Below are 25,253 nucleotides of genomic sequence, written 5' to 3'. Positions count from 1 at the left end.
GCCCGTACGGGGGCTTTCCCTACAAAATCCAAACTTAAGCTGGAGTTAAGCTTCGCTCCGCGATCATGAGCGATCACCCTTGCGCCGGGGTACACGACCATGAACGCAACACCCACCGAATTGAATCACCACATGCATGAACAGGGCGCCGATACGAGTCTTTACCGTCTTCTGCTCGTTGCAGACCGCCTGATGCGCACCGAGACCGCCCAGTGTCTCGCACGCGAATCCCTGAATGAAGAGCAGTACCGGATCCTGACGTCCTTCGATGGCACGCGCTCACACACCTTCAAGGAACTCCGTGACCGCGCATTGACCAATGTCGCGACCCTTGCCCTCAATGTCGACCGCCTCGACCAGCGCAAGCTCGTGCGCAAGATGCCCGACCCTGCCCACAAGCGCCGCGCCTATGCGGCCATCACTGAAGCCGGATCGGACGTCGTCGAGCGCGTGCGCCAGGAAGTCGAGCGGGCCCACGCGCAGATCGAATCGTCGTTCGGCGAAAACAACACCGCGACGCTCAAGACGTTGCTGTCTGAATTCCTGCGCTCACGCGGGCTGAACGCCTAGATGAATGGTCGGCTCGCACTCGATCGGGAAATTGACCGAGTTCGCGATATAGCACCGTGCGTGAGCGGCGTGATGCAACTCGTGAGCGAGCATCGCATTGTCGCCCGCACGGATCGTCACATGAGGCCGCAGCACGATCTGCGTGAACCGGCCTAGCTGCGGGCTGTCGACCATCGTGCCGACCGCCTCGTCTTCGTAAGCCAGTACGGCTATTCCCGCATCGGCGCACAGGTGCAGATACCACAGCTTGTGGCATGCCGACGCCGATGCCACCAGCAGGTCTTCGGGGTTCCAGCGCGATGCGTCGCCAAGAAAGGCCGCATCCGACGAGCCGGCGATATCCGGCTTGGTCCCCGAACGAATCGTATGGTCGCGGCCATAGGCCCGATAGGCCGACGTACCCGTGCCCTTGTTGCCTGTCCATTCGATGTTGACCTGATAGGTGTGCTCGTGCTGCGCCATTGCCACTCTCCTGTCATCGGCATGCCTGATTGCATCCCGACCGTTAGAATACCGTCCACCTGGGATCGGGCTGCGCACTGGGCGTCCGCAGCCCTACACTCCGCACTGTCCCCCAGTGGGTTCGTCATTCATGAATTTATCGGGCGTTGCCCTTTCACTGATCCGGTCGGCCGAAACGTCCGTGTTTCGTGGCCAGTCGCCAAGCGGCGAACCGATTCTGCTCGTCGCGCAGAACGCGGTACGGCCCGAACCTGACGGCACGCGCCGCCTGACACGCGAGTATGCGCTGCGCGCGCATTTGCGCGCCGATTGGTCGGCGCTGCCGCTCGAGCTCACGTCGTTCCGGAACCTGACGGCGCTGGTGCTTTCCGATCCGGGCGGCACGTGTCTAGAGGATCTCCTCGAGACTCAGGCAGACCTGCATACGCGGCTGCGGATCGCGATCGCGCTCGCGGGGGCCGTTGACCGGTTGCATGGCGATGGCGTGATCCATGGCGATCTGCGTCCGGCGAATGTTCTGGTCGACCTGTCATCGGATCGGGCGTGGCTGATCGGCTTCGGGGCGGCGGTTCACGCGATGACGCACGGTGATGCCGCGGGCCTGGGCGACTTCGATCCGGAAGGGGCGGCCATCCGTGGGCCGGCGATCCCGGGCCTCACGGGCCACGGTGGCGATGCCGGCAATGCCCGCACTACCGCCGATAGCTTCGACAACGCCGATGCGCCGCCCCCTTTTCCGGGCAGCATGCCGTACCTCGCACCGGAGCAAGCCGGCGGGGTGGACCGCGGGCTCGACTGGCGCAGCGACCTCTATGGGCTCGGTGTCACGCTCTATCGCCTTTTTACGGGTGAATTACCGTTTCGCGCGAACACGCCGCTCGAATGGGCGCATTGCCATATCACGCGCACGCCGGTGCCCGCGCACGAAGCTGTGCCTTCACTACCTGCCGCAGTCGGCGGGATCATTGCGCGCCTGCTCGCGAAGTCGCCCAATGAACGCTATCAGTCCGCCGCGAACGTGCGCGCGGACCTCGGTCGATGTCTCGTCCGGCTCGAACTCGACCAGTCGTTGAATTCCTCGCGGCGCTTCGCTCCGGTATGGCGCGGACCGTCGCGGCTCTACGGGCGTGAGGCGGAACTCGAAACGCTGCTGCACGAATTCGATGCGGTGCGCGCCTCGGGCGAACTGCGCTTCGTGATGATCGCCGGGCACGCAGGGGTGGGCAAATCGGCGCTGTATGGCGCACTGCTGCAACGCCGGTCCGCCTCGGGGCTCTTTTTGTCGGGCAAGTTCGACCAGTATCGGCGCGATGTGCCGTATCAGACGATCGTCTTCGCCTTGCAGGGCCTGATTCGCCAGATGCTGTCGCTGGGCGACGACCAACGCGCCGCATGCCGCGATGCGATTCAGCAGGCTGTCGGTCCGAATGGACAACTGCTGGTCGATCTCATCCCCGAGCTCGCCGCGTTGATCGGTGAACAAGCACCGGCGGGAGACGTGCCCCCGGATGCCGCGAAGTTCCGCATGTACACGACCTTCGCGCAGGCGATCGCCGCCATTGCGAGACTGCGCGGGCCGATGGTGCTTTTTGTCGACGATCTTCAGTGGATCGACTCGGGCACGGCCGGACTGCTCCAGTTCCTCGTTGCGCGTCGCGCCGTGCCGCAGACCCTGCTGATCGGTGCCTATCGCGACAATGAAGTGGATGCTGTGCATCCGTGGTCCGAGGCGATGTCGGCGATCCATGCGAGCGAGGTGCCGGTGCAGGAGATTCGCCTGCAGCCGCTCCAGGAGGCGGACGTCGAGCAGTTGCTCGGCGACGTGCTGCCGGAAGAGGCATCGGGCTTGCACGAGCTGACGGCCTTGATCCGGGCTCGCACGGCGGGCAATCCGTTCTACACGATTCAGATGGTGCGTCAGCTCGCCGAGGACAGCGTGGTCGGCAAGCAGGTCAACGCGCAATGGGACTGGCAGCCGTTACAGATCGATGCGGCGAACGCGCCTGAGGCGCGCGACGGCACCGCGACCGGAGCGGCCATGGTGGACTTTGTCGGGTATCGTCTGCGCCGGCTCGGCGAGCAAGCGCAGACGGTGATCCGGCCGCTCGCGTGCCTTGGCCACGAAGCATCGGCCGACAAGCTCGCCATGGTCGCGCAGCTGTCGGGCGAGCAGATTGCGCAGCGCACCGCTGAAGCGATTGCAGCAGGCCTGATCCTGCGCGACGAAAACGTCTACCGATTCGTGCACGACAGCGTGCGTGAGGCCGCGTACCGGGCGATCGAGCCTGGTGCGCGCACGCGTGAGCACCTCGCCATCGCACGCATGCTGTCTTCGCGTCTGTCGAATCTGCGCACGGCAGACGATTTGTTCGAGCTGGTGAATCACTTCAATATCGCCGGTTCGCTGATCTCCGATCCCGACGAGCGCATTCGTATTGCGTTGCTCAATCTCGATGCGGGGCTCTATGCCAAGGCGTCGACGGCGTATGCGTCAGCGCTCGCGTATCTCGAATCGGGCATCCGGTTCCTGGGCGAAGATGCCTGGACGGCGCAGCCGCGCGTACGCGCACGACTGGGTGCCGCCATGGCCGAATCGTTGCTGGTTCAGGGACGGCTCGAGGAAGCGTCTTCGCATATCGACGAGATGCTCGCGCAGTGCAGCGAGATCGAGGAGCTGGCTCAGGCCTGCGTGCTTGAAATGACCCTGCACAGCGTGCAGTCGCGCAATGCCGATGCGGTGGCAAGTGCGATCGCATTTCTGGCGCGCACGGGCATTCACATCAACGCGCAGCCCACGCGAGAAGAAGTCGACTCGGCGTTCGCGGCCGTGCTTGCCGGGCTTGGCGATCGCCCGGTCGAAGCGCTCGCGAGCTTGCCGCCTGTCGAAGACCCGGTGGTGAAGGCGCGCCTCGATGTGCTGTCGTCGGTCATGGTGCCGGCTTACTTCACCGACAAGTATCTGCCCCTGCGCATTCTCTGCGAGATCGTCAATCTGTCGATCGAGCACGGCATCGCGGGCGCATCGGCCGAAGGCATCGCGTTGCTCGGCAGCATGACGGGCGATGCGTTCGGAGACTATGAGCTTGGCTATCGCTTTGCGCGTGTAGGGTGCGATATCGCCGAGCGGCGCAACTACACCGTGCGCAAAGCGAAGTCGCTGTTCTCGTTCGAGCTCGCGTGCTACTGGACGCAGCCGATTTCGGTCGCGCTCGAGGCCATTCGCGCCGCGTTTGCGGCCGGCGTGCGCTCGGGCGACATCACGATGGCGTGCTTCTCGAGCAACCATATCGTCACCGACCTGCTGATGCACGGCGATGCGCTCGACAGCGTCTGGAACGAATCGTGTACGGCACTGGACTTCGTGCGCGGGACGTCATTCGTCGATGCGGCAAAGATCATCGTCGCGCAGCAACGCTTTATCGAGGCGATGCGGGGCAATACGCGCGACGTCGCGAGTTTCGACGGCGTCGAATTCGACGAGCGCGCTTTCGAGGCCGACTTCACGCCGACCAGCATGTCGACCATGGTGTTCTGGTATTGGGTCATCAAGGGCAAGGTGCGTTGCCTGGGCGGGCGCTTTGACGAAGCGTTGAGCGCATTCGAAGAAGCCGCCAAGTTCGAATGGTCCTCGCTCGGGCATATTCAGTTGCTCGACTTCCATTTCTTTCGCGCGCTGGCGGCGGCTTCGATCAAGCCATCGAGGGATCCGATGGACCTTGCCTCGCAGCGCACGTCCGAGATCTTGCGCGACGCCATTGCGCGTATCGAGCGCTGGGCGCAGTCGTGCGCGGCGACGTTTGCCGACAAGCTCTGCATGCTTCAGGCCGAACTCGCGCGGCTGGAAAACCGGCCGATGGACGCGATCGACGCGTATCAGCGTGCCGCGGTACTGGCTCGCGAGCAGGGCGCCGTGCACTTCGAGGCGCTCGCGTACGAGCGCGCCGCGCTGTTCTTCGACGCACGCGGCTATGCGTCGATGCGCGACGATCATTTGCGCCGCGCGCGCGACGCGTATGTGCGTTGGGGTGCGCACGGCAAGGTGCGTGCGCTTGAGCGCGACTATCCGGATTTCGATCCGCTTGCTGCCGAGAACGCGCGGCTCTGTGATCACTTGAGCGAAGAGAATGCACAGCGCAAGCGCGTGGAAGCGACGCTGCGCGAGAGCGAGGCGTTTCTGACGCATGCCCAACGCATCAGCCAGACCGGCAGCTGGTGGTGGGACGTGACGGCCAACGAAGGCCGTTGCTCGGATCAGCTGATGCGCATGTTCGAGATCGAAGGCACCTGGGGCGATCGCGTGTTCCAGCATCTGCTTGAAGCGATTCATCCCGACGACCGGGCGCGGGTGGAGTACGAGCTGTCGAGTGCATTTCGCGTGGGTGCGTCGTTTCGCACGGAATATCGTGTGTCGCTGCCAAGCGGCGCGCTGCGCCACTATCAGTCGGTCGGCGAGCCGGACAACAGCGTCGAAGGGCGCTGCACGTATATCGGCACCGTGATCGACCTGACCGAACGCAAGCGCGGCGAAAACGCGCTGCGTGCCGCGCATGCCGAGCTGGCGCACGTCACACGGGTCGCCACGCTGAACCAGCTGACGTCGTCGATCGCGCACGAGGTCAGCCAGCCGCTGGCGTCGATCGTGACCAACGGTTATGCGGCGCTGCGCTGGCTGGGGCGCGAGACGCCTGACATGAACGAGGTTCGCGCGGCGCTCGATCGCGTGATCAGCGACGGCAACCGGGCGACCGAGGTGATCCAGCGTATCCGCGACCTGTCGCGGCGGCGTGCATCGACACGCGTGTCGCTCGACATGAATGAGATGATTGCGGAGACCCTCGAGCTGGTTCGCCGCGAAACGGAACACAACGACGTCGTAGTCGCGTTCGATCCCGCACCCGGATTACCTGCGGTCGTGGCGGACCGTGTGCAGCTTCAGCAGGTCATGATCAATCTGGTTGTCAACGCGAATCAGGCACTCGGTGGTGTGCTCGGGCATGCGCGGGAAATTCGCGTGAGCACGGCGCCCGGACACGAAGGGCGCGTTGTCGTTGCGGTCAAGGACAATGGCCCTGGGATCTCGCCCGGCGATGCGGCGAATGTGTTCGAGCCGTTCTATACGACGAAGCAGGACGGGCTCGGGATGGGGCTGTCGATCTGCCGCTCGATCATCGAGGCGCATGGCGGACGGCTTTGGCTTGATGCGGCCCCTGGCTCGGGCGCGACGTTTGCGTTTGCCTTGCCGAAGGGGCCTGCGTCAGCGGCGGCGCAGTAGCCCTCCGTCCTGCGAAACCCCGCTTCCGGGCATGCGTGCGCAAGCATCAATCCGCGATGATCAGCGTCATGCCCGCCGCATCGGCGGCTTCGCGTGCAGTGTCGGGCAGGTCTTCATCGCTGACCCAGACAGGGATGTCGTTGAACGGCACGATCGGTGCGAAGCCGCGTTGTCCCCACTTGGCGCTGTCCGCGATTGCACAGACCTGTCGGCTCTGTGCAATCGCCGCGTGCTTGAGCTGGGTTTCGAGCTGGTTCGAGTTCGTCCAGCCGACGGTCGCATCGATGCCGCGCGCACCCATGAAGAACAGATCGAAATGCAGCTGCGCGATCTGCGTCAGCGCGACGGGTCCGACGGTACTGAGGCCGTTGTGATAAAGCTCGCCGCCGATCAGATGCACGCCATAGGTCGTGTGGCCCGACAACTCGATGGCGATGTTGATCCCGTGGGTGACGATCGACAGCTCGCTGACGCCGGGCAACCCTTCCTTGATCACGAGCGCCAGTTCCATGGCTGTCGTGCCGGAGTCGAGGTAAATCGCCATGCCGTTGCGGATCAACCCTGCCGCACAGCGGCCGATCCGGTGCTTCTGCGACTGGCCCTCGCGCGCGCGGATCGGATACTCGATATCCGGATTCACGAGCACGGCGCCGCCATGCACGCGGCGCAGCAGTCCCTGTGCTTCGAGCACCTGAAGATCGCGTCGTACCGTCATCTCCGATAACGAGAAGCGTTTGGCAAGATCACTGACCCGGCACTGACCGCCTTCAGCCAGTGTTTCGAGGATCAGTTCGCGTCGATGGTCGGCCAACGCGCCGTCGGGCGCACTTTTCAATTCCATGGAAAATTCAATGAGTCGCTGACGCTGTGTTGCCCGATCGGGCATGGCCGGCACGGTCATCAGCATCGGAAAACCGCCTGACCGTGGGGCCTATTGTAAACCGCGCTGCGTGCAAGACCATATGGGCTGATCGAGCTCAACGCTTCGCGTCAGGATTGTCCGTAGTATGCGTCGACGCCATGCTTTCGAAGATAGTGCTTGCGGATCAAAGTGTCCTTGAGCGGCGGCGCGGCCGGATTGATCGTTTCGGTCAGGTAGGCCATGTGTGCGATCTCTTCGAGCACGCGACTGTTGTAGACCGCCTTGTGCGCGGTGCCGCCCCATGTGAACGGACCATGACAGGCGACGACGATCATTTCCACCTCATGATGGTCGAGGCCACGCATGCGCTCGACGATCTGGCGGCCCGTCTCGATCTCGTAGTTGCGTTCGATCGCTTCGTCGCTCATCGGTCGCGTGACCGGCACGGGTGCGGTCAGGTGATCGGCGTGCGTCGTGCCGAGAATCGGAATCTCCCGGCAGGCCTGCGCCCATGCCACCGCATACATCGAGTGAGAATGGCAAATACCGCCGATATCGCCGAATGCACGGTAGAGCACCGCGTGCGTAGCCGTGTCCGAAGAAGGGCGGCCTCGGCCTTCGACCGTGCGCCCGTCGACATCGACGACGATCATGGCATCAGGTGTCAGTCGATCGTAGGGCACGCCGCTCGGCTTGATCGCGAACACACCGCGCGCCGCGTCGAAGGCGCTCACGTTGCCGAACGTGTAGATGGCGAGCCCCTGTCTGGGGATCTCGAGGTTCGCCTCGTAGGCTTCGCGTTTCAGTTCGGTGAACACAGTGCGGCTCCTTCGGTCAGGCGCTCGATCAGGGCGCCATATTCCCGGTATTGCTGGTAGATCAGGTTGTACGTCGCGACGGCATCAGCGCGCGGACGATAGGTCGTCTCGAAGCCTGAGCCCATCTGTCGTTGCGCGGCCTCGATGCTGTCGTGCAGACCGGCGGCGACAGCCGCAAACATCGCCGCGCCGAGTGCGACGGCCTGATCCGCCTTGGCGACGCGAACATCGAGACCGAAGACGTCGGCGACGATCTGCATATTGAGCGGCGATTTCCTCGCAACGCCGCCGACCGCGATGACTTCGTCGATACGGATCCCTTCTTCGCGAAAGCGCTCGACAATGGCGCGGGCGCCGAACGCAGTGGCTTCGATCAGCGAGCGGTAGATCTTCGGCGCGCTGCTGCCCAGCGAAAGACCGAACAGCGCGCCGCGCAACGTTTGATCGGCGAACGGCGTGCGGCGGCCATTGAGCCAGTCGATTGCGACCAGACCCGTTTCGCGAGGATGTTCACGCGCGGCTTCGCGCTCGAGTTCGGGCAGGATGCGCAGCATGATTTCATCGCGGGTACGCTGCCCGTCGAGGCTGTCGCCGAGCATCGACAATGGCCAGGCCAGCAATTGTCGGAACCACGCGTACACATCGCCGAATGCCGATTGACCCGCTTCCATGCCCGTCATGCCGTCGATGACCGATCCTTCGACCTGTCCGCAGATGCCTCGCACGAGCCGCCCGTCGATCTCGGCACTCGGTGCCATCACGATGTCGCACGTCGACGTGCCCATAACCTTGACGAGCGCATACGGACGAATGCCGGCGCCGACCGCACCCATATGCGCGTCGAAGGCGCCGACGCCGACCACGACGCGCGTCGAGAGCCCGAGTGCCTCCGCCCATTCGGGCGTCAGTGCGCCGGCGGGCGTGTCTGCGGTATAGGTGTCGCGATAGAGCCGCTCGCGCATGCCGGCAAGCAGCGGGTCGAGGCGTACGAGGAATTCTTCGGCGGGCAGGCCGTCATACGACGCGTGCCACATCGCCTTGTGACCGGCTGCACACCGGCTGCGTTTGATTGCACGCGGATGGGTCGTGCCCGTCAGCAGCGCGGGCATCCAGTCGCAGTGCTCGACCCAGCTATAGGTGTGCGCGCGCACCGCTTCATCTTCGCGCAGCACGTGAAGCATGTTGGCCCAGAACCACTCGGCCGAATACGTGCCGCCGACGTATTGCGTGTAGTCGATACCGCCCCAGGTCCGCGCAAGGCGATTGATCTCGTCGGCCTCCTGAACGGACGTGTGATCCTTCCAGAGCACGAACATCGCGTTGGGGTTGTCGCGAAACGGCTCGAGCAGCGCAAGGGGCGTACCGTGCTCGTCGACGGCGACCGAGGTTGAGCCGGTCGTGTCGATGGCAAGCGCACGGACGTCATCGCGTACGGTATCGGGGACTTGCTCGAGGGCGCGGCACACCGCTTCCCTGAGTGCGTCGATATAGTCCTGCGGATGCTGGCGAAACAGATTGCGCGCGGGGTCGCAGTAGCGGCCCTCGCGCCAGCGCGGATAGTAGGCGACGGCGCTCGACACCTGCTCGCCCGTCTGAACGTCGACGATCAGGCTGCGGCACGAGTCGGTGCCGAAGTCGATGCCGATCACGAACGGGCCGCGTGCAGCCGAAGAAAAGTGCGGGGCATTCATATCAGTTCGCCGATCCCTTTTGACGCCACTTGTCGAGAATGACGGCGAGCACGATGACCGCGCCCTTCGCGACGTATTGCCAGAACGACGACAGACCGAGAATCGTGAGCCCGTTATTCATCACGCCGATGATCAGCGCGCCGACAACCGTGCCCCAGATCGTGCCGACACCGCCCATCAGGCTCGTGCCGCCGAGCACGACCGCGGCGATCGCATCGAGTTCGTAGCCGGTACCCCAGTTGCCGTTCGCACCGTAGAGGCGGCTTGCCGACATCGCGCCGGCGAGCCCGGAGAACAGGCCGCTGATCGCGTACACGAACAACAGCACGAAGCCCACGCGGATCCCCGTGAGGCGCGCGGCCTGAAGATTGCCGCCGACCGAATAGATGTGAAGGCCGAGCACGGTCTTGCGCAGGATAATCCATGACACGACCACGACGGCGACCGCGATCCAGATCAGCCACGGCACATGAAGGAAATCGCCGTTGCCGATCCACTCGAAGCTCGGAATATCGTTATTGAGCACGGTGGTGCCGTTGGCCAGCAGATAGGCCGCCCCTCGAAACGCCGTCATCGTGCCGAGCGTCACGACAAATGCATTGATATTGAGGAAGGCGACCATCGCGCCGTTGATCATGCCCATCACGAGGCCCGACACCACGAACATCGGGATCGACCAGCCCGCCGCATGCCCGATCGAGACTTGCATGCCGAGCACGGCCGACACCGCAAGCACCGACCCGACCGACAGATCGATGCCGGCGGTCAGGATCACGAAGGTCATGCCGGCCGCGAGCACCAGGTTGATCGCGACCTGGCGCAGGATGTTCATGGTGTTGTCGGACGTCGCGAAGTTCGACGTGCCGTCTGCGCTGAAATACACCGTCAGCGCGTAGAAGATCAGATACAACACGATCAGCACCGGCAGCATGCCGAGCCGTTGCAACGTCCACTCCGCGATACGGTGAGGCTTGCGCGCCGTGCGACGCGCTTCAAGGTCTGTATTTGCCTGCATTTTGGATTCAGCCATGATGAATGTGCCCTCTGATGCGTGCTAGGCGCCGGACGCGGCGAGCGCGGCAGCGTGCTCCGGCGCAACGTGTTCCGTATCGGTCGCGAGACGCATGATGTTTTCCTGGGTCAGTGCGGCGCCCGCGAGTTCGCCGGTGATCGCACCTTCGCGCATCACGAGCACGCGATCGCACACGCCGATGACTTCGGGCAGCTCGCTCGAAATCACGATGACCGCGACACCCGCCTCGGCGAGCTTGTGGATGATCTGGTAGATCTCGCTTTTTGCACCGATATCGACGCCACGGGTCGGTTCGTCGAGGATCAATACCTTCGGCTTGATCTCGAGCCAGCGCGCAAGCAGCACCTTCTGCTGGTTGCCGCCCGAGAGCTTGCCGACGATCACGTCGGGGCGGCTGACTTTGACGTTGAGCTGTTTGACCGACTCGTTTGCAAGGCGTCGCAGCACACGATCGTTGACGATGCCGAAGCGGCTGTGCCGTCCGGCGACGTTCATCGTCGCGTTGGTGAGCACCGGCATCTGAAGAAAGAGCCCGAGGCCCTTGCGGTCTTCGGGCACATACGCGATACCCAGTCGCATCGCGGCGCGTGGATTGGGCGTGGCGACAGTGCGATTTTCAAGGCGGATTTCGCCCGATGCCTTGGGGTCGGCGCCGAACAACAGTCGCGCCAGCTCGGTACGTCCTGCGCCGACAAGTCCGGCAAAGCCGAGAATCTCACCGCGCCGGATCGAGAACGAGGCGGGGTGGATCTTGCCGCCCGAGAGGTCGCGGACCTCGAGAATCGTCGGGCGTTGTGCGGCTTCGGCCTCCGACAGCCGCTCGTGCTGATAGAAATCGTGGAGCGAGCGCCCGACCATCATCTGCACGATGCGGTTGGAGTCGAGCGAGCCTTGCGACAGCTCGCCGACGTAGCTTCCGTCGCGCAGCACCGTCACGCGATCGGCAAGCGCATAGACTTCAGCCATCCGGTGGCTGATATAGATGATCGCGAGCCCTTCGTCGCGAAGGCGACGCACGACGCTGAACAAATGTTCGGTTTCGCGATCGGACAACGCCGCCGTGGGCTCGTCCATGATCAGGATGCGGCCGCGATGGATCAGCGCGCGGGCGATTTCGACCTGCTGCTGCTCGGCGATCGACAGACGGCCTGCGCGGTCCGTGGCACGAAAACTCGCACCGAGTTGTGCGAGGACTTCTTGGGTGCGGCGGCGCATTTCGACGTGATCGACCAAGCCGAATCGCGTGCGGGGCTCGCTGCCCATAAAGACGTTTTCGGCGACGCTGAGATTGGGCGCGACAGCCAGTTCCTGGTAAATCAGGTTGATGCCCGCGGCGCGGCTCGCTGCGGTGTCGCGCAGCCGCACGGGCTTGCCGTCGATCAGGATCTCGCCGCGATCGGGTGCATAAACGCCGGAGAGCACCTTCATCAAGGTGCTCTTGCCGGCGCCGTTCTCGCCCATGAGCGCATGGATCTCACCCGGATGGACCGTGAGGCGCATATCGGACAAGGCGCGGGTGGCACCGAACGCCTTGTCGATGCCGACCATCTGGAGGATTGGACTTTTCATCGTAAGGGGACGCAGGGGGGAGACGTTCATGACGCGCGGGCCATGAACGCCCGATGCTGCGCGAAGCAGCACGTTGCAGGCGAAGGAGCCCGCAACACGCGCTATCGGCAGCCCTCACATCACGACATCAGTTGCGTACCCAGCCTTGATACGAATCGACGTTCGCGCGCGTGACCGGCGGCGTCGGCAGCAGCTTGACCTTCTCCGCGGGGGCCTTGCCGTTCATCAGGCCATAGCCGACATCGACGCTCTCGACCGCCATGCGATGCGGGTCTTGCGCCGGGGACACGGCGAACAGCGACTTCGGATCCTTGAGCGCGCGCTCGCCATCCGGGGCGCCGTCGACGCCGCCAATCAGCTTGACGTCCGTGCGCTTGGCCTGGCGGATCGCGAGTTCGGCACCGATCGCGGTCGGATCGTTGATGCCGAACACGGCGTCGATCTTGGGGAAAGCCGTCAGCAGGTTCGACATGCTCGACAGACCGCCGTCTCGGCTCCCGCCGGCGTTCTGGTTGTCCGACAGCACCTTGATGCCCGGCGTCTTGGCGAACTCGGCCTTGCAGCCCGACACGCGGTCCATGATCGACGAGACCGGCGGGCCGTTGACGATGACGACATTGCCCTGGCCATGCAATTGTTCGGCGATGAACTTGCATGACTCGGCACCGGCCATCGTGTTGTCGGACATGACGGTCGCGTCGGCGCCCTCGGCGGCAACGTCGACTGCGACGACCACAATGCCGGCCTTCTCAGCCTTCTTGACGGCGGGTGCGATGCCCTTCGAGTCGGCGGCGCCGAGCACGATCAGGTCGACCTTGTTGGCGATGAAGTTTTCGATCTGTCCGACCTGCGTGTTCAGGTCGTACTTGGCCGAGACGACCGTGACCTGGGCGTTCGGATTGATCTTGTGCGCCTCTTCCGTCGCGCCCTGGCCGATCGCGACAAAGAAGGGGTTCGCAAGATCGCCGACTGTCACACCGACCGACTTCAGCGGGCGGTCGCCCGCATGGGCGGCCGAAGCCAGGGCGAGCAGGGAGCAGGCGGCGACGGACGCGAGTGTTCTCTTGAGCATGTCTCTCTCCAATGATTCCAATTGTTTGATTTTGAATTGCTACCGAACAAAACGAACAACAACAACCAATAACGAACAATAGTAAACATTTTGGAACGGGACACAAGCCCTTTTTGATGCTGCAGTGCGCGATGACGTTCGAATGCGTGTGATCGCGGTTGTGCCTTTCCGGACTGGAGCCGAGACGGCGTGCGAAGGCCGCATGGCGTTGGCTCGCGCCAATCTTGGCCAAGAGGAGTCGCCGGGCCGCGAATGCCTTCAGCGCCATCGGGTCGTCGACTCTGGATAGAATGGGCGGCTCTTCTACCGACTCCGACACGGGAACCCGCATGCTGCAGATACTCGGCAAGACGCCTTCGATCAATGTGCGCAAGGTGCTGTGGACCTGCGCCGAACTCAACGTGCCGTTCGAGCGCGAAGACTGGGGTTCCGGATTCCGCTCGACGGATGTGCCCGAGTTTCTGGCGTTGAATCCCAATGCGCAGGTGCCGGTGATTCGTGACGGCGAGTTCGCGATGTGGGAATCGAATGCGATCGTCCGGTATCTGGCGAACCGTTACAACGGCGAGCACCTTTATCCCGTGAACCCCGAATCGCGCGCGCGTGTCGATCAATGGCTCGACTGGCAGGCGACGGATCTCAATCGCTCGTGGGTCTATGCATTCCTTGGGCTGGTTCGTCAGTCGCCGGCGCACCAGGACAAGGATCAGATCGCGCTGTCGATTCGCAACTGGACGCGCTGCATGTCGATTCTCGACACACACCTCGCCGGCACCCAAGGGTTCGTGACTGGCGACCAGTTCACCATCGCTGACGTCGCGATCGGCCTGTCGGTCAATCGCTGGTTCGGCACGCCGTTCGATCATCCCGACCTGCCTGCGGTCTCGGACTACTACAAGCGCCTTGCCGGGCGCCCCGCGTTTGCGCTGTATGGAGGCGCCGGCAACGTGTGACGGGCCAGCGTCGGGCGGGCGCGCATTTGTCTAAAGATTTGCGAATTCGTGGCGATATTCAGTAAGAGACATTGCCCGGACTCATACGCATGCGCAGCACGCCCGCTCTTTCGTCGTTCACCCGTCTGCTGATGGTGTTGTGTTGTGTCGCCGGCGTGATGTCGAACCCGGCTCGCGCGCAGTCGCAGGCTCAGTCACATCGCGACGCGGCGCCGGCGCTCGATCTGAAAGTCGATGCGCTTCGAGCGCCGGACAAGATCGCCGGCCATGTTTCCGATCAGGAGCAGCATTCCTATCAGCAGGTGCTCGACGCGTATGCGCAAGCACAGCTCGCCAACCCGAAGGACAGTGCGCTCGCGCTGGCGCATTGCCGGTTTATCGAGCATTTCACGTATCTCGAGGATCTGAGCTGGGGCGACGCCGCGGGCAAGGATCTCGATGCGTGCCGCGCCGCGGTCGACAAGCAGTTCCCCGACGACCCGGAAGTGCGGCTCTTCGTGCTCGAGCATCGTTTTGGCGCGGACGGGATTGCGTACGGGACGTCGTTGATCCCGGCGTCGAAAGCGTGGGCGGTGCCTCAGCGTGCGCGCCTGCATGCCACGCTGTCGCGTCTGTATCAGTTCCAGAAGAACGACGCGAAATCCGGTGAAGAAGCGCTGGCCGCGACCGAACTCGATCCGGGCAGCGAGCGGCTCCCGAAGGCCATGCGCTATCTTGCGGGCCGGCATCGCGAGGCCGACGCCGTGAAACTACTCAAGGCGGCGCCCGTCGATACGAAGACATGGCTCGAAGGTCAACGCATCGGGACGGCCCTCGAAGTCCTGCCGGGCTCGGCTGCGGCCGACGAGCTGCGACGCGCGGAGACGGCCGGCGTCAAGATCGATGCCTTTACGAAGGCGCGTGCGCTGCAGCGTGCGGGAGATTCCGCGGGCGCGAACGCTGCGCTCGCCGCGCAGAAGATCAACCGGTTCGAATCGGAGCAGAACCGCCAATTGCGTCTCGACGTCGCGTTCGATGCCCACGACGCGGCGACCGTCGAAACGACGCTTCGCGAAACCTATCAGCAGAATCAGGCCGTGTATCCGCTCACGTGGGCGTATGCGCATCTGATCCGCCTGAACCCGGCGGCGATTTTCCGCGCCGACCTGTTCCCCGTCGCGCTCGGAATGCTCGGTGTGTTGGTGGCCTATGCCGCGATGCCGGGGCTGGTGCTGTTTCCGGTTCACTACTGGGGGACGGTGCGCCGGCGCGCGGGACGTGTATCGGAGCCGCTGTTCGACCGGGTCGGCCTCCGGCACGCGTGGTACGCACTGGGTGTGTTTTTCGTCGCGCTGTTCGGCATGTCGATGTTTCGCATCGGAGGCGCATCGATTTCGACGACGGGCAGTGGTGTGTCGCGTTCTGACTGGCCGCAAATCTATGCAGTGACCGAGGTGTGGACGCTCGGCATGCAGATCGTGCTGTTGGCCGGCGTCGCATGGCTGTTCGGCTGGCGCGACTGGCTGGGCAAAGGCAAATGGGAGTCCGAGTGGCTGATCATGCCGATCGTCCTGTGCGTGGCATACCCGCTTCGGCAAGAGCTCTTCAGGCTACCGACGGCGGGCTCGCTCGATGTGCACGCGCCCGGCGTGATTCTGACGCAAGGCGCGCTCGCACTCGGCGGTGTCGGATTCGCGGCCGTCCTGACCTGCGTGATCGTTCCGATCGTTGAAGAACTCGTCTACCGTGGCTTCCTGCTGGGCGGACTCACACGGCATCTGAGCTTCGAGTGGTCGAATGTCGTGCAGGCCGCGGTCTTTTCGGCCATGCACAGAGAGATGCGCTACTTCGTGTATCTGTTCGCCCTTGGCGCCGTGTGCGGATGGCTCGCGCGCAAGACGCGCGGGCTGTCGATGTCGATCGCGGTGCACGGCGTGAACAATCTGATTTTCCTGTTCGGCGTGGTTCGCGGGTAGTCGGTCGCGGCGTGCGGCGTGCTGCTTTCGGCGCGCGCCGGCGTCCGTATCTTGCCCGGTCACGTTGGCGACGGCACGCGCTCCGCGCGTCACGTATCCCCTTAGAAGTCGAACGTTGACGTCAGCTCGAGCGTGCGGCCCAGTCCGACGCCGATCTGGCTCGATCCGACCGAACTCCAGTAGCGCTTGTTGCTTGCGTTCTCGAGATTCGCCTGGAACGTCGCGCGCTTGCCCAGGATCTTCGTCGTGTATTGAAGGCCTGCCGTGTAGAGCGTGTAGCCGCCGATCCAGGCCTGGTTCGCGTCATTCACCGCACGCGGGCCGATATAGTAGACGCCACCGTTGACCGAGAGGCCCGGCACGAAGGCGACGCGGTAGTTCGCGAACACGTTCGCCGTGACGTGCGCTGCGTTCTCGGGCACCTTGCCGAGCAACGTCGGGTCGGAGGCTGCAACCTGCTTCGCGTCGAGATACACCACCGAGCCTGTCAACGACAGGTCCTTCGTCACATCGCCCTGCAATGAGAACTCGATGCCGCGATATCGCGCGGTGCCGTCGAGGACGTAGACGTTGTCGTCATTCGTATCGGCCGATGGCTGGCGCAGGTTGAACAGGGCCAGCGAGGCGAGTACCCCACTCGACAACTGTGTGCGAATGCCGATTTCTTCTTGCTTGCTGACCACCGCCGGCAGGATCGCATAGGCGTTTTCTGCGGTCGACGGCGCACTGCCCGCCGACTCGAGTGCTTCGACATAGCTTGCGTAGACGCTCGTATTGGGCGTGATGCGATAAACCAGGCTCGCCGACGGCGTGGTCTTGCTGATATCGGAGTTCGGCGTGCCGGCCTGGGATGTCGAGTATTCGGACTGACGTACGCCGGGAATGAACTGAAGTTGCGGCGTGAGCTCGATCCGGTCGTAAATGTAAGCGCCGCCGTTCTTCACATGCTGCGCGTAGAAAGGCTTCGAGGTTCCGCTTGGCTTGAGCGTTTCAATGTCGACGGGGTTGTAGAGGTTCTGCGCCGCGGTATAGGTATAGGACGTGAAATTCGGCTGATACATCCAGTCCTGGGAAACGCCCAAAGTGAGGTCGTGCGAAATCGGCCCCGTCTTGAACACGCCATTGGTTTCAATGCGAACGATTTCGTTCTGATAGCGCTGCCCGTTCTGTTGCGTGGCCTGCACCGTGCCGGCGCCCGTCGTGACGTTGTATTTCTGGAAGACCCAGTTCCAGCGGTCGCGACGCGTGATCGACTCGCCAACGGACGCGTTGACGCTCCAGTTATCGGAGAGTGCATAGTCGAGACGGAAGAGATTCGTATCGGCGCTCGCACGCGTCGGATAGTTCTGGCCTGATAGCAGCTTGCTCGGGTCGGGAATCGCCGGCAGGACGATCACCCCGTTTTTATTGGCGGCAAGCGGCGTCAGGCCGGCCTGCTCGACGATGCTCGTCTCGATGTGCTCCATGTCGTACTGGAGCTTCAGGCGAGAATTGACTCGCCAGTCGAACGCAGCACTGATGAACTTGCGATAGCCATGATCGTTGTCGATCGGCGTTTCGACATGCTCATCCATCGCATTCACGCGGAGGCCGAACTGATTGTCCGCGCCGAAGCGGCGGCCGATATCCACGGCAGCACCGTACGAACCATTCGAATCGCCGAGCAGCGAGAGGCTGGTGACCGGATCGGGGCCAGCCTGCTTGGTCACCATATTCACGATTCCGGCGGGCGCGGCGAAGCCGTAGTACAGCGCGGAGGCAGCTTTGAGCACTTCGACGCGCTCCTTGTCCTCCATCGGCATCCAGATGTTGTTGTCGATCGGCAGCACGCCGTTGAAGTAATAGCTCGCACGATTGTCTAGCGGGATGCCGCGGATCGCGAGGTTGTCGTAGGCGAGGCCGCTGAGCTGCTGGCGCGTGACGCCGGCGACATTGCGTAGCGCGTCGTAAAGCCCTGTATCGCCTTGGGCGTCCATCAGGCTGCGCGTGACGACATTCACGGTGGCGGGCACGTCGAGCGGATCGAGTCCTTTATAGGGGCCGGTTTCGACAGTGGCGGGCGCGAAGCCGTTGGTCTTTTGACCGGTGACGGTCACCTCCGGCAGTTGTTGAACGTTTGCGTCAGCAGCCGATTTTGGCGCGGCATCCGTGTTGACGCCGGAGTTCGCGGGCTGTGCCGTGCTCGTCTGTGCTGCTGCCTCGGGTGTTGTGGCGTCTTGCGTCGTTGCTTGTTGTGTTGCTGTTCGGGTTGCACTTTGCGCAAAGGACACGCGGGCGCCCAGGCCGATGAGGCTCACGGCGAGCAGTGTGTGGACAACGAGCGCCTTTCTGGCAAACGGCGTGCGTAAGCAGCCGTGGGTCGTGGTCGTGCGATGCATGTGCAATCCCCGGAGTGTGCGTGAGAGCGACGACGGCTCTGACGCTTCCTACGGTTCCGCAGGCAACACAATCGCCGATCTCTTTGTTAGATGAGAATGGTTCGCATTTATAGAGGATTACGGCCCGAAAGAAAATGATGGCCTTGCGCTGTGTAAGGTTGCTTGCATAGCGTCATGTAACTGAAATAAAGGGTGATGCCTGCGCGGCGCGTGCCTTCTATGTCGGCGCGAGGGCATAGCCTGGCGCGCAGCTTCTGCGTTTTCCGTCGAAACCTAGCGTTTGCGCGTTGGGCTCGCTTTTCGAGGCTTTGAATTTTTGTGGCTGTGCGAAGATCAGCGCTCGATTAACGGGGAATCGAATCCGGCATCATGGCGCGCCTGTTTCTGAACAATAAAAACGGTCTGAACCGCTCCAAGCAGCGCGTGCTGAGCGGCTTTGCTTTGGCATCCATGCTCTTGCTTGCGCAGGCGGTGTACGCGCAGGACAGCGACTGCCAGCAAGACGCGGCAGGCGCCGACTCCGCTTCGTGCGCCCGTAGCGCATTCGTCGATGCCGACGCCAAACTCAATGACGCCTATCGTTCAGCATTGAACCTGTTAAGTACCGACGACAAGCACGCGCAGGCGAAATCGGCGCTGATCGCGTCGCAGCGCGCATGGCTCAAGTTCCGTGACGCGGATTGCAAGGTGCAGAACACCCTCTTCGAACAGGGCCCGTCGCGCGAAGCGATGACTGAGTCCTGCATGACCGATCTGACGGAAGAGCGCACGGACGAGTTGCAGCAGATCTGGTTACCTTAGCCGGGATGCGTGTCGGAGCTAGAATGCGCCGACATTCGAAGCCGCGCATGATGCGCACTTTCCCCGGAGCGAACCATGGACCGCTTTGCCGCCATGCAGACCTATGTGACCGTTGTCGAGGCCGGGTCGTTTTCGCGCGCGGCGCGCACCTTGCAGCTCGGCCAGCCAGCGGTGTCGAAATCCGTCGCGCAATTGGAGGAGCGGCTTGGCACGCGCTTGCTGTTGCGCTCGCCGCGCGGTCTGACGCCGACCGACGCAGGGCAACGCTTTTACGAGCACGCGAAGCGCGCGCTCGATGAGGCCGACGAAGCCGACCTCGCAGCCCGTTCAACGTCATCGGGTCTGACCGGCCGCCTCAGAGTTACCGCTGCCGTCACATTTGCACGCCTGCATGTGATGCCGTCATTGAAGGCGTTCATGGATGCGCACCCCGAACTCGACATCGACGTCGAACTCGACGACCGGGATATCGATCTGCTCGAGGAGGGCATGGACGTCGCGCTTCGGATGGGCGATCTCGCCGATTCGAACATGACTGCCCGGCGCATTGCGCAAGGATCGCGGATCGTCGTCGGCACGCGCGCTTATTTCGAAGCGGCCGGCATTCCGCGTACGCCGGCTGACTTGAGCCGCCACGAAGCGATCCTGTATTCGCGAAGAGGCAACGGACCCACGTGGTCGTTCACCCGCAATAGCAAGGAAGTGTCCGTGACCCTGTCGGGGCGTGTACGGGTCGGCGCCGCCGAAGGTATTCGTTCCGCCGTGCTTGCTGATATGGGTCTTGCTGTTGTGTCGACATGGATGTTCTCGCCCGAGCTGGCCTCGGGCGAGATCGTGCCCGTACTGACGGACTGGGCCTTGCCGCCGATCGATCTGTGGGCCGTGTTTCCCGCAGGACGCCTTGTTACATCGAAGGCACGTGCTTTTGTCGATTTCGTGGAGCGCACGCTCGTCGAGCATGCGCCGTAGAATGTCTGCTTCGTGTCGACCCGGCTGGTGGCGTCTATGTCAGTGCAAGGACTCAATCATTACAACCTTCGCGCGAGCCGTCAAACGCTCGACACCTTGCGCGATTTCTACGTCGAAGTTGTCGGCCTGAAAGCGGGTCATCGGCCGCCTTTCGGAAGCTACGGATACTGGCTCTATGCCGGACAACAGGCCGTGCTTCATCTTTCCGAGGCGTCCGTCGGCGAAGTGCGACCGCCTAACGTGACGAATACTTTCGATCACGTTGCATTCTCGTGTGTCGACTACGCAGGCACGGTCGACCGTCTAGAACAATTCAACGTGCGGTATTCGGTTGACGACGTACCGCTGACCTCGCAACGACAGATCTTCTTTGTCGACCCGGCAGGCAATGGCATTGAGCTCAATTTCATTTTGGACGGGCGCTGATGATCTGGCTTGACGCCTGATTCGGAACGCTCGATTCGGAACGTTTGCTTCAGGACGTTTGACTCAGCCTCGCCCCGAAAGGAGGTGTGGATGGAAGCCGTCGAAACAGACGTATTGCATATCGGCTACACAGTAAGCGGACCGAAGGACGGACCGCCCGTGTTGCTCCTGCATGGCTGGCCAGACTCGGCGCGGGCGTGGGTGCCGGTGGCGAGTCGGCTCAACGAAGCAGGGTTCAGGACACTGATACCGTGGCTGCGCGGTTTTGGGCCCACGCGATTCCTGTCTGCTGAGACGGTGCGTGACGGATCGGGCGTGGCGCTTGCACACGACGGGCTTGATCTGATGCAGCGGCTTGGCATTGACGGCTTTGATGTGGTCGGCCACGACTGGGGCGGTCGGACGGCTTACACGATGGCTGTCTTGTTTCCCGAGCACGTTCGCCGAATCGTGTCACTTGCGCTAGCGTTTCAGCCGCGCGGCACTTTTGCTTTGCCAGCCTTCTCGCAAGCGCGCAAGCACTGGTATCAGTGGTTTATGTCGCTAGATGGCGGGCCCGAGGCAATCCGCTCCGATCCCAAGGGCTTCGCGCGTATTCAGTGGGATACGTGGGCGCCACCGGGATGGTTCGACGACGCCGAATTCGATCGGACCGCCGTTGATTTCGACAATCCGGACTGGGTCGCGATTACGTTGAATGCATATCGCCGGCGCTGGCGTTCCGATGAGCCCTCGGATTCGCGCTATGAAGCGTCGCGCGCAAAGATCGCGGCCACCGATACGGTCGATGTTCCGACGCTCATGATTCAGGGCCGCGAAGACACGTGCGACGAGCCGGCCTCATCGGAGGGGCTCGATGCGCACTTCACGCGGGGCTATCGTCGCCTCGTTATCGACGGCGTTGGACATTTCCCGCCACGAGAAGCACCCGATGTTGTGGCTCGGGCGATCATCGAGCACCTGAGTGTGAAATAAGGGCATCTTGACGCGACGGCCTGGCAGTCGGGCCGTCAGCCCGTCAGGCAGTATGACGGCGTCGACCGGAACTCTTGATGTCTCAGACGCTTCCAGTTCCGCCGTTCGGCAATTCGGTTAGTACATCCCCAGATTGCGCTGCAGTGCTGCCGTAAAGTGCGCCTGAACGGCCGCTTCGGCGGCATCGGGGTCGCGTGCGCGACAGGCGTCGAGAATCGCAAGGTGCTCCTTGAGCGTGCGCAAGACGAGCGGAGCGGTCAACTTGCGTTCAAGCCGCAGCAGCTTCAGATAATTGTGCATGCGCCGGTAACTGTTCTCGACGAGCGGATTGCCGAGTGACGTAATCACGGCATGGTGCAGCGAGGTTTCGAGCGCTTCGACATCCGCAAGGTGCTGCGCGTTGAGTCCCTGCTTCTCGATCGCGGTCACCAAAGCAAGGTGTCGCTTTTCAAGCGACCGAATCGATTCTTCATCCGCGGTTTCGGCGAACACACGGATCGCCGCGCGCTCGATGATGCTGCGAAACTGATATGTCGCACGCGTGAGTTCGAGCCCCGGCTTGATGAACTGAATGCCCGAGCGCGGGTGAATCGTCAGCACGCCTTCGGCTTCGAGCACGCGCAACGCATCGCGCAGCGGCGCTACGGGTATACCCAGAAGCTGAACGAGTTCGTTCTGCGAAACGAATGCACCCGCAGGCAGCTTGCGCTCAAATAATCCCTCGAGAATCCGCTCATACGCAATATCGCTCAGGCGCGCGCCGCCTCCCGCGGTCTCGGTTGCCGTCGAATTTTCTGCAGGCGTTTCCGCGGCCGCCTTTGCAACCGTCGCGTCGGCAATCGCATCTTTTCTCGTTCTACCCACTTGTGATCTCCGATCTTAACGACTAGCATGATATATCACAAATCGCATCTGATCTATCAGTGCCCGACATCATGCGTATCGTTGACTTCCGTATTACGCGTTTCCAGTTTGCCCGAGATCGGGTCATCGGCGATAGCCAGGTCCGGGCCGACGACGCCCACGTCGTGGCGCTTGAGCTGATTGGCGAGAAGGGCGCTTCAGGGCTGGGTTTTGCCCAGTCGCTGTTTGTGCCGATGCCCGCCGAGGCCGAGATCGAGCGCATTTTCCGCTTCGAAATCTGGCCTTCGCTCGAAGGTGAGCAACCGCTTGCACTCGTGCACCGGGTCACACGACCGCGCGGGGGCAATCAGCGTGCGTGGACGTTGCCGTTTCATGAGGCCATCCAGGTGGCGCTATGGGATCTCGCCGCGAAACAGGCGGGGATGCCGCTCTGGCAAATGCTCGGTGCGCGCCGTAACCGGATCAAGGCTTATGCGAGCGGCCTCGACTTTCATTTGAGCGACGCGGACTTTGTCGAACTCTTTGGTCATGCGGACGCGCTCGGCTATACCGCGTTCAAGATCAAGGTCGGACACAAGGACTTCGAGCGCGATCTTCATCGGCTCGATTTGCTCCAGAAAGTCGTGCGGCACGATGCGCAAGTCATGGTCGATGCGAACGAAGCGTGGTCGCCCAAAGAAACCGTGATGAAACTTACGCGCATTCGCGAAGCCGGACACACCTTGCTGTGGGTTGAGGATCCGATCCTGCGCAATGATTTCGAGGGGCTGCGGCAAATCCGGCAAGCCGCTTCGTGGGTTGCCCTGAACACCGGTGAATACCTCGATGCGAGCGGCAAGCGGGCTCTGATGGATGCCGACGCTGTCGATATTCTCAACGTGCACGGCCAGATCACCGATGTCATGCGCGTAGGTTGGCTCGCAGCGGATCGCGGTGTACCCGTGAGCCTCGGCAACACATTTCTGGAAGTGGGCGTGCACTGCGCGTGCGCACTGCCCGACACCGAGTGGCTTGAATACTCGTTCCAGAACTTCGATGCGCTCGTCGAAGAGCCGATCGCGATTCGCGACGGTATCGCGATCGCTCCTGATCGCCCGGGGCACGGGCTCGAGTTGAGCGAGTACGCGCGTCGCGAGCTTCATCGGCCCGATGTGCTCGCGGCGAGCGAGCTCGGTGCACCACCGATCTCGAAGCCGGCACCGGTGTCGACAGCCGGCTAGGCCTGCATTCCAAACACAAAACCATTGGAGACAGCTGTGCAAAGCCCATTCATTTCACGCATCGCGGTATGCCTCGCCGGATTGGCGATTTCGGCTGCCGCGGCGGCGCAGAGCCTGACGGTCTGGGACTGGAAGTCGAGCGACCCGGTTACGGCGACCTATTTCCAGAAAGTCAAAAAGGATTTTGAAGCCGCGCACCCGGGCGTGACGGTCAAGTTCGTCGGTCAGCCGATCGAGCAGTACTACACGATTCTGGGTACGTCGCTGTCGGCCAACGCTGGACCCGACGTGTTTCTAATGAATGGCGGCGCACAGGCGCGTGCACGCATGTCGGACCTCGTCGATCTCACCGGGCTCGATAAAGGCATGCTCGGCGTGAAGGAGTTTCAGGACGCCAGTGGGAAGACGTATGCGTTGCCGCTGACGCTGCAAGGCTTCGTGGTGTATTACAACAAGGCGCTCTACACGCAAGTCGGTCTCGATCCGAACAAGCCGCCGAAAAACTGGGACGACCTCAAGCGCATCTGTGCGGCATTCAAGGCCAAGGGCGGCAAGATCCCGTGCTTTGCGCTGGGCAACAAGGAAGGCTACGGCGCGGAGTTCTTCTTCTCCTCGCTCGCCGCCACATCGATGACGCCCGACGAACAGGCGCAATTCGCGGCGGGCAAGCTCAAGTGGTCGAGCCCGCAGGTCAAGGAAATTCTGCAAGCGTGGGTGGATACGCAAAAGGACGGCTGGTATCCGAAGGGTGCGAACTCGACGACGAAGTTCATGGACGAGTACGAACAGTTCATGCGTGGCGATGCGGGCAATACGATCGGCCTGATTTCGGATGTCGCGCACTGGAAGCAGTTCGAGAACTTCCTCACGCCGGAAAAGCTTGGCGTGTACAAGATGCCATCTCCGACGGTCGCGGCAGGCAATCCCCCGGATAATCCGCGCATGCCCGTGTCGGGTGGGATCGGCTACGGCGTGAACAAGGCGTCGAAGAACGTGGCGCTCGCCAAGCAGCTTGTGCAGGAGCTCGCGAGCCCGGCGGCACTTCAGGTCTTTGCAAACGATGCGGGCGCGTTGCCCGCGACCAGCAGTGTCGATCTCGCCTCGTTCAAGGGCCCGACGGTCAAGGTCATCCTCGGATGGCTCAAGGATTCGGCGGTCACCACGACGCTGCTCGGTGCGTCGGCGGCTGAAATGGAAGAGTGGCATCGTCAGAGCCAGTTGCTGCTCAATGGCGATACGACCGTCGACAAGGCGGCGGCACGCATGGATGAAGTGCAGGCGTCGGCGAAGCGATGAAGCCCGTTGATGCATGCTCGATGAGCGCCAGACGTTCAAAGCCATCGAAGCTGTCGGCGCCGGCAAG

Annotated in this window: 19 protein-coding genes; 10 read left to right on the top strand and 9 right to left on the bottom strand. The window is 62.7% G+C overall.

Annotated elements, in window-relative coordinates; translation table 11 throughout:
* The first annotated feature begins 99 nt into the window (after positions 1-99).
* Positions 100-570, top strand: coding sequence for a MarR family winged helix-turn-helix transcriptional regulator (locus ACMFWR_RS24015; RefSeq protein ID WP_413197191.1), 471 nt, complete (start codon positions 100-102; stop codon positions 568-570).
* On the opposite strand, the gene ACMFWR_RS24010 is transcribed toward ACMFWR_RS24015, so the two are convergent.
* Positions 550-1,032 carry an OsmC family protein gene (locus ACMFWR_RS24010; protein ID WP_413197190.1) on the bottom strand — a complete coding sequence of 161 codons (483 nt, stop codon included), beginning with the start codon at positions 1,030-1,032 and terminating at the stop codon, positions 550-552. The two genes, ACMFWR_RS24015 and ACMFWR_RS24010, sit on opposite strands and share 21 nt — an antisense overlap.
* 130 nt (positions 1,033-1,162) lie before the next feature.
* On the opposite strand from ACMFWR_RS24010, the gene ACMFWR_RS24005 reads away from it, so the two are divergent.
* Positions 1,163-6,304, top strand: a complete 5,142-nt coding sequence (locus ACMFWR_RS24005; RefSeq protein WP_413197189.1) for an AAA family ATPase — start codon at positions 1,163-1,165, stop codon at positions 6,302-6,304.
* A gap of 46 nt (positions 6,305-6,350) precedes the next feature.
* On the opposite strand, the gene ACMFWR_RS24000 is transcribed toward ACMFWR_RS24005, so the two are convergent.
* From ACMFWR_RS24000 to ACMFWR_RS23975, 6 genes are all read right to left on the bottom strand, one after another.
* The gene (locus ACMFWR_RS24000; protein WP_413197188.1) at positions 6,351-7,145 is read right to left on the bottom strand and encodes a DeoR/GlpR family DNA-binding transcription regulator; all 795 of its coding nucleotides are present in this window, start codon (positions 7,143-7,145) and stop codon (positions 6,351-6,353) included.
* A 149-nt stretch (positions 7,146-7,294) separates the two neighbouring features.
* Complete coding sequence (gene araD, locus ACMFWR_RS23995; RefSeq protein ID WP_413197187.1) at positions 7,295-7,984, bottom strand: L-ribulose-5-phosphate 4-epimerase AraD; 690 nt, start codon at positions 7,982-7,984, stop codon at positions 7,295-7,297.
* Positions 7,969-9,675: a ribulokinase gene (locus tag ACMFWR_RS23990; RefSeq protein ID WP_413197186.1), complete on the bottom strand. Its 1,707-nt coding sequence runs from the start codon at positions 9,673-9,675 to the stop codon at positions 7,969-7,971. The genes araD and ACMFWR_RS23990 overlap by 16 nt, the downstream gene beginning before the upstream one ends.
* Before the next feature lies 1 nt (position 9,676).
* Positions 9,677-10,705, bottom strand: a complete 1,029-nt coding sequence (locus ACMFWR_RS23985) for an ABC transporter permease subunit (protein ID WP_413197185.1) — start codon at positions 10,703-10,705, stop codon at positions 9,677-9,679.
* A 24-nt stretch (positions 10,706-10,729) separates the two neighbouring features.
* Positions 10,730-12,277 carry a sugar ABC transporter ATP-binding protein gene (locus tag ACMFWR_RS23980; RefSeq protein WP_413197184.1) on the bottom strand — a complete coding sequence of 516 codons (1,548 nt, stop codon included), beginning with the start codon at positions 12,275-12,277 and terminating at the stop codon, positions 10,730-10,732.
* A gap of 127 nt (positions 12,278-12,404) precedes the next feature.
* The gene (locus ACMFWR_RS23975; protein ID WP_413197183.1) at positions 12,405-13,349 is read right to left on the bottom strand and encodes an ABC transporter substrate-binding protein; all 945 of its coding nucleotides are present in this window, start codon (positions 13,347-13,349) and stop codon (positions 12,405-12,407) included.
* 329 nt (positions 13,350-13,678) lie between these two features.
* On the opposite strand from ACMFWR_RS23975, the gene ACMFWR_RS23970 reads away from it, so the two are divergent.
* Positions 13,679-14,302, top strand: a complete 624-nt coding sequence (locus tag ACMFWR_RS23970; protein WP_413197182.1) for a glutathione S-transferase family protein — start codon at positions 13,679-13,681, stop codon at positions 14,300-14,302.
* Between the two features lie 89 nt (positions 14,303-14,391).
* On the top strand, positions 14,392-16,257 hold the full coding sequence (locus tag ACMFWR_RS23965) for a CPBP family intramembrane glutamic endopeptidase (protein ID WP_413197181.1): 1,866 nt from the start codon (positions 14,392-14,394) through the stop codon (positions 16,255-16,257).
* A 101-nt stretch (positions 16,258-16,358) separates the two neighbouring features.
* Here the strand turns inward: ACMFWR_RS23965 and ACMFWR_RS23960 are convergent, their stop codons facing one another.
* Complete coding sequence (locus tag ACMFWR_RS23960) at positions 16,359-18,635, bottom strand: TonB-dependent siderophore receptor (RefSeq protein WP_413197180.1); 2,277 nt, start codon at positions 18,633-18,635, stop codon at positions 16,359-16,361.
* 369 nt (positions 18,636-19,004) lie between these two features.
* Here ACMFWR_RS23960 and ACMFWR_RS23955 point away from each other — a divergent pair, with 369 nt between their 5' ends.
* The 4 genes from ACMFWR_RS23955 (at position 19,005) to ACMFWR_RS23940 (ending at position 21,806) form a co-directional block, all read left to right on the top strand.
* Positions 19,005-19,436 carry a lysozyme inhibitor LprI family protein gene (locus ACMFWR_RS23955; protein WP_413197179.1) on the top strand — a complete coding sequence of 144 codons (432 nt, stop codon included), beginning with the start codon at positions 19,005-19,007 and terminating at the stop codon, positions 19,434-19,436.
* 75 nt (positions 19,437-19,511) lie between these two features.
* Positions 19,512-20,405, top strand: a complete 894-nt coding sequence (locus tag ACMFWR_RS23950) for a LysR family transcriptional regulator (protein WP_413197178.1) — start codon at positions 19,512-19,514, stop codon at positions 20,403-20,405.
* A 36-nt stretch (positions 20,406-20,441) separates the two neighbouring features.
* Positions 20,442-20,831 carry a VOC family protein gene (locus ACMFWR_RS23945; protein WP_413197177.1) on the top strand — a complete coding sequence of 130 codons (390 nt, stop codon included), beginning with the start codon at positions 20,442-20,444 and terminating at the stop codon, positions 20,829-20,831.
* 90 nt (positions 20,832-20,921) lie between these two features.
* On the top strand, positions 20,922-21,806 hold the full coding sequence (locus ACMFWR_RS23940) for an alpha/beta fold hydrolase (protein ID WP_413197176.1): 885 nt from the start codon (positions 20,922-20,924) through the stop codon (positions 21,804-21,806).
* 117 nt (positions 21,807-21,923) lie between these two features.
* On the opposite strand, the gene ACMFWR_RS23935 is transcribed toward ACMFWR_RS23940, so the two are convergent.
* Positions 21,924-22,670: a GntR family transcriptional regulator gene (locus ACMFWR_RS23935; protein WP_413197175.1), complete on the bottom strand. Its 747-nt coding sequence runs from the start codon at positions 22,668-22,670 to the stop codon at positions 21,924-21,926.
* A 71-nt stretch (positions 22,671-22,741) separates the two neighbouring features.
* Here ACMFWR_RS23935 and ACMFWR_RS23930 point away from each other — a divergent pair, with 71 nt between their 5' ends.
* Both ACMFWR_RS23930 and ACMFWR_RS23925 read left to right on the top strand, forming a co-directional pair.
* On the top strand, positions 22,742-23,890 hold the full coding sequence (locus ACMFWR_RS23930; RefSeq protein WP_413197174.1) for a mandelate racemase/muconate lactonizing enzyme family protein: 1,149 nt from the start codon (positions 22,742-22,744) through the stop codon (positions 23,888-23,890).
* A gap of 36 nt (positions 23,891-23,926) precedes the next feature.
* On the top strand, positions 23,927-25,186 hold the full coding sequence (locus ACMFWR_RS23925; RefSeq protein WP_413197173.1) for an ABC transporter substrate-binding protein: 1,260 nt from the start codon (positions 23,927-23,929) through the stop codon (positions 25,184-25,186).
* Positions 25,187-25,253: the final 67 nt, after the last annotated feature.

The sequence above is a fragment of the Pararobbsia alpina genome (assembly GCF_965118125.1).
In the GTDB taxonomy this organism is placed as follows: Bacteria; Pseudomonadota; Gammaproteobacteria; order Burkholderiales; family Burkholderiaceae; genus Pararobbsia; species Pararobbsia alpina_A.
The sequence above is the reverse complement of the archived record's forward strand: the minus strand, read 5'-3'. Positions and strand labels throughout refer to the sequence as shown.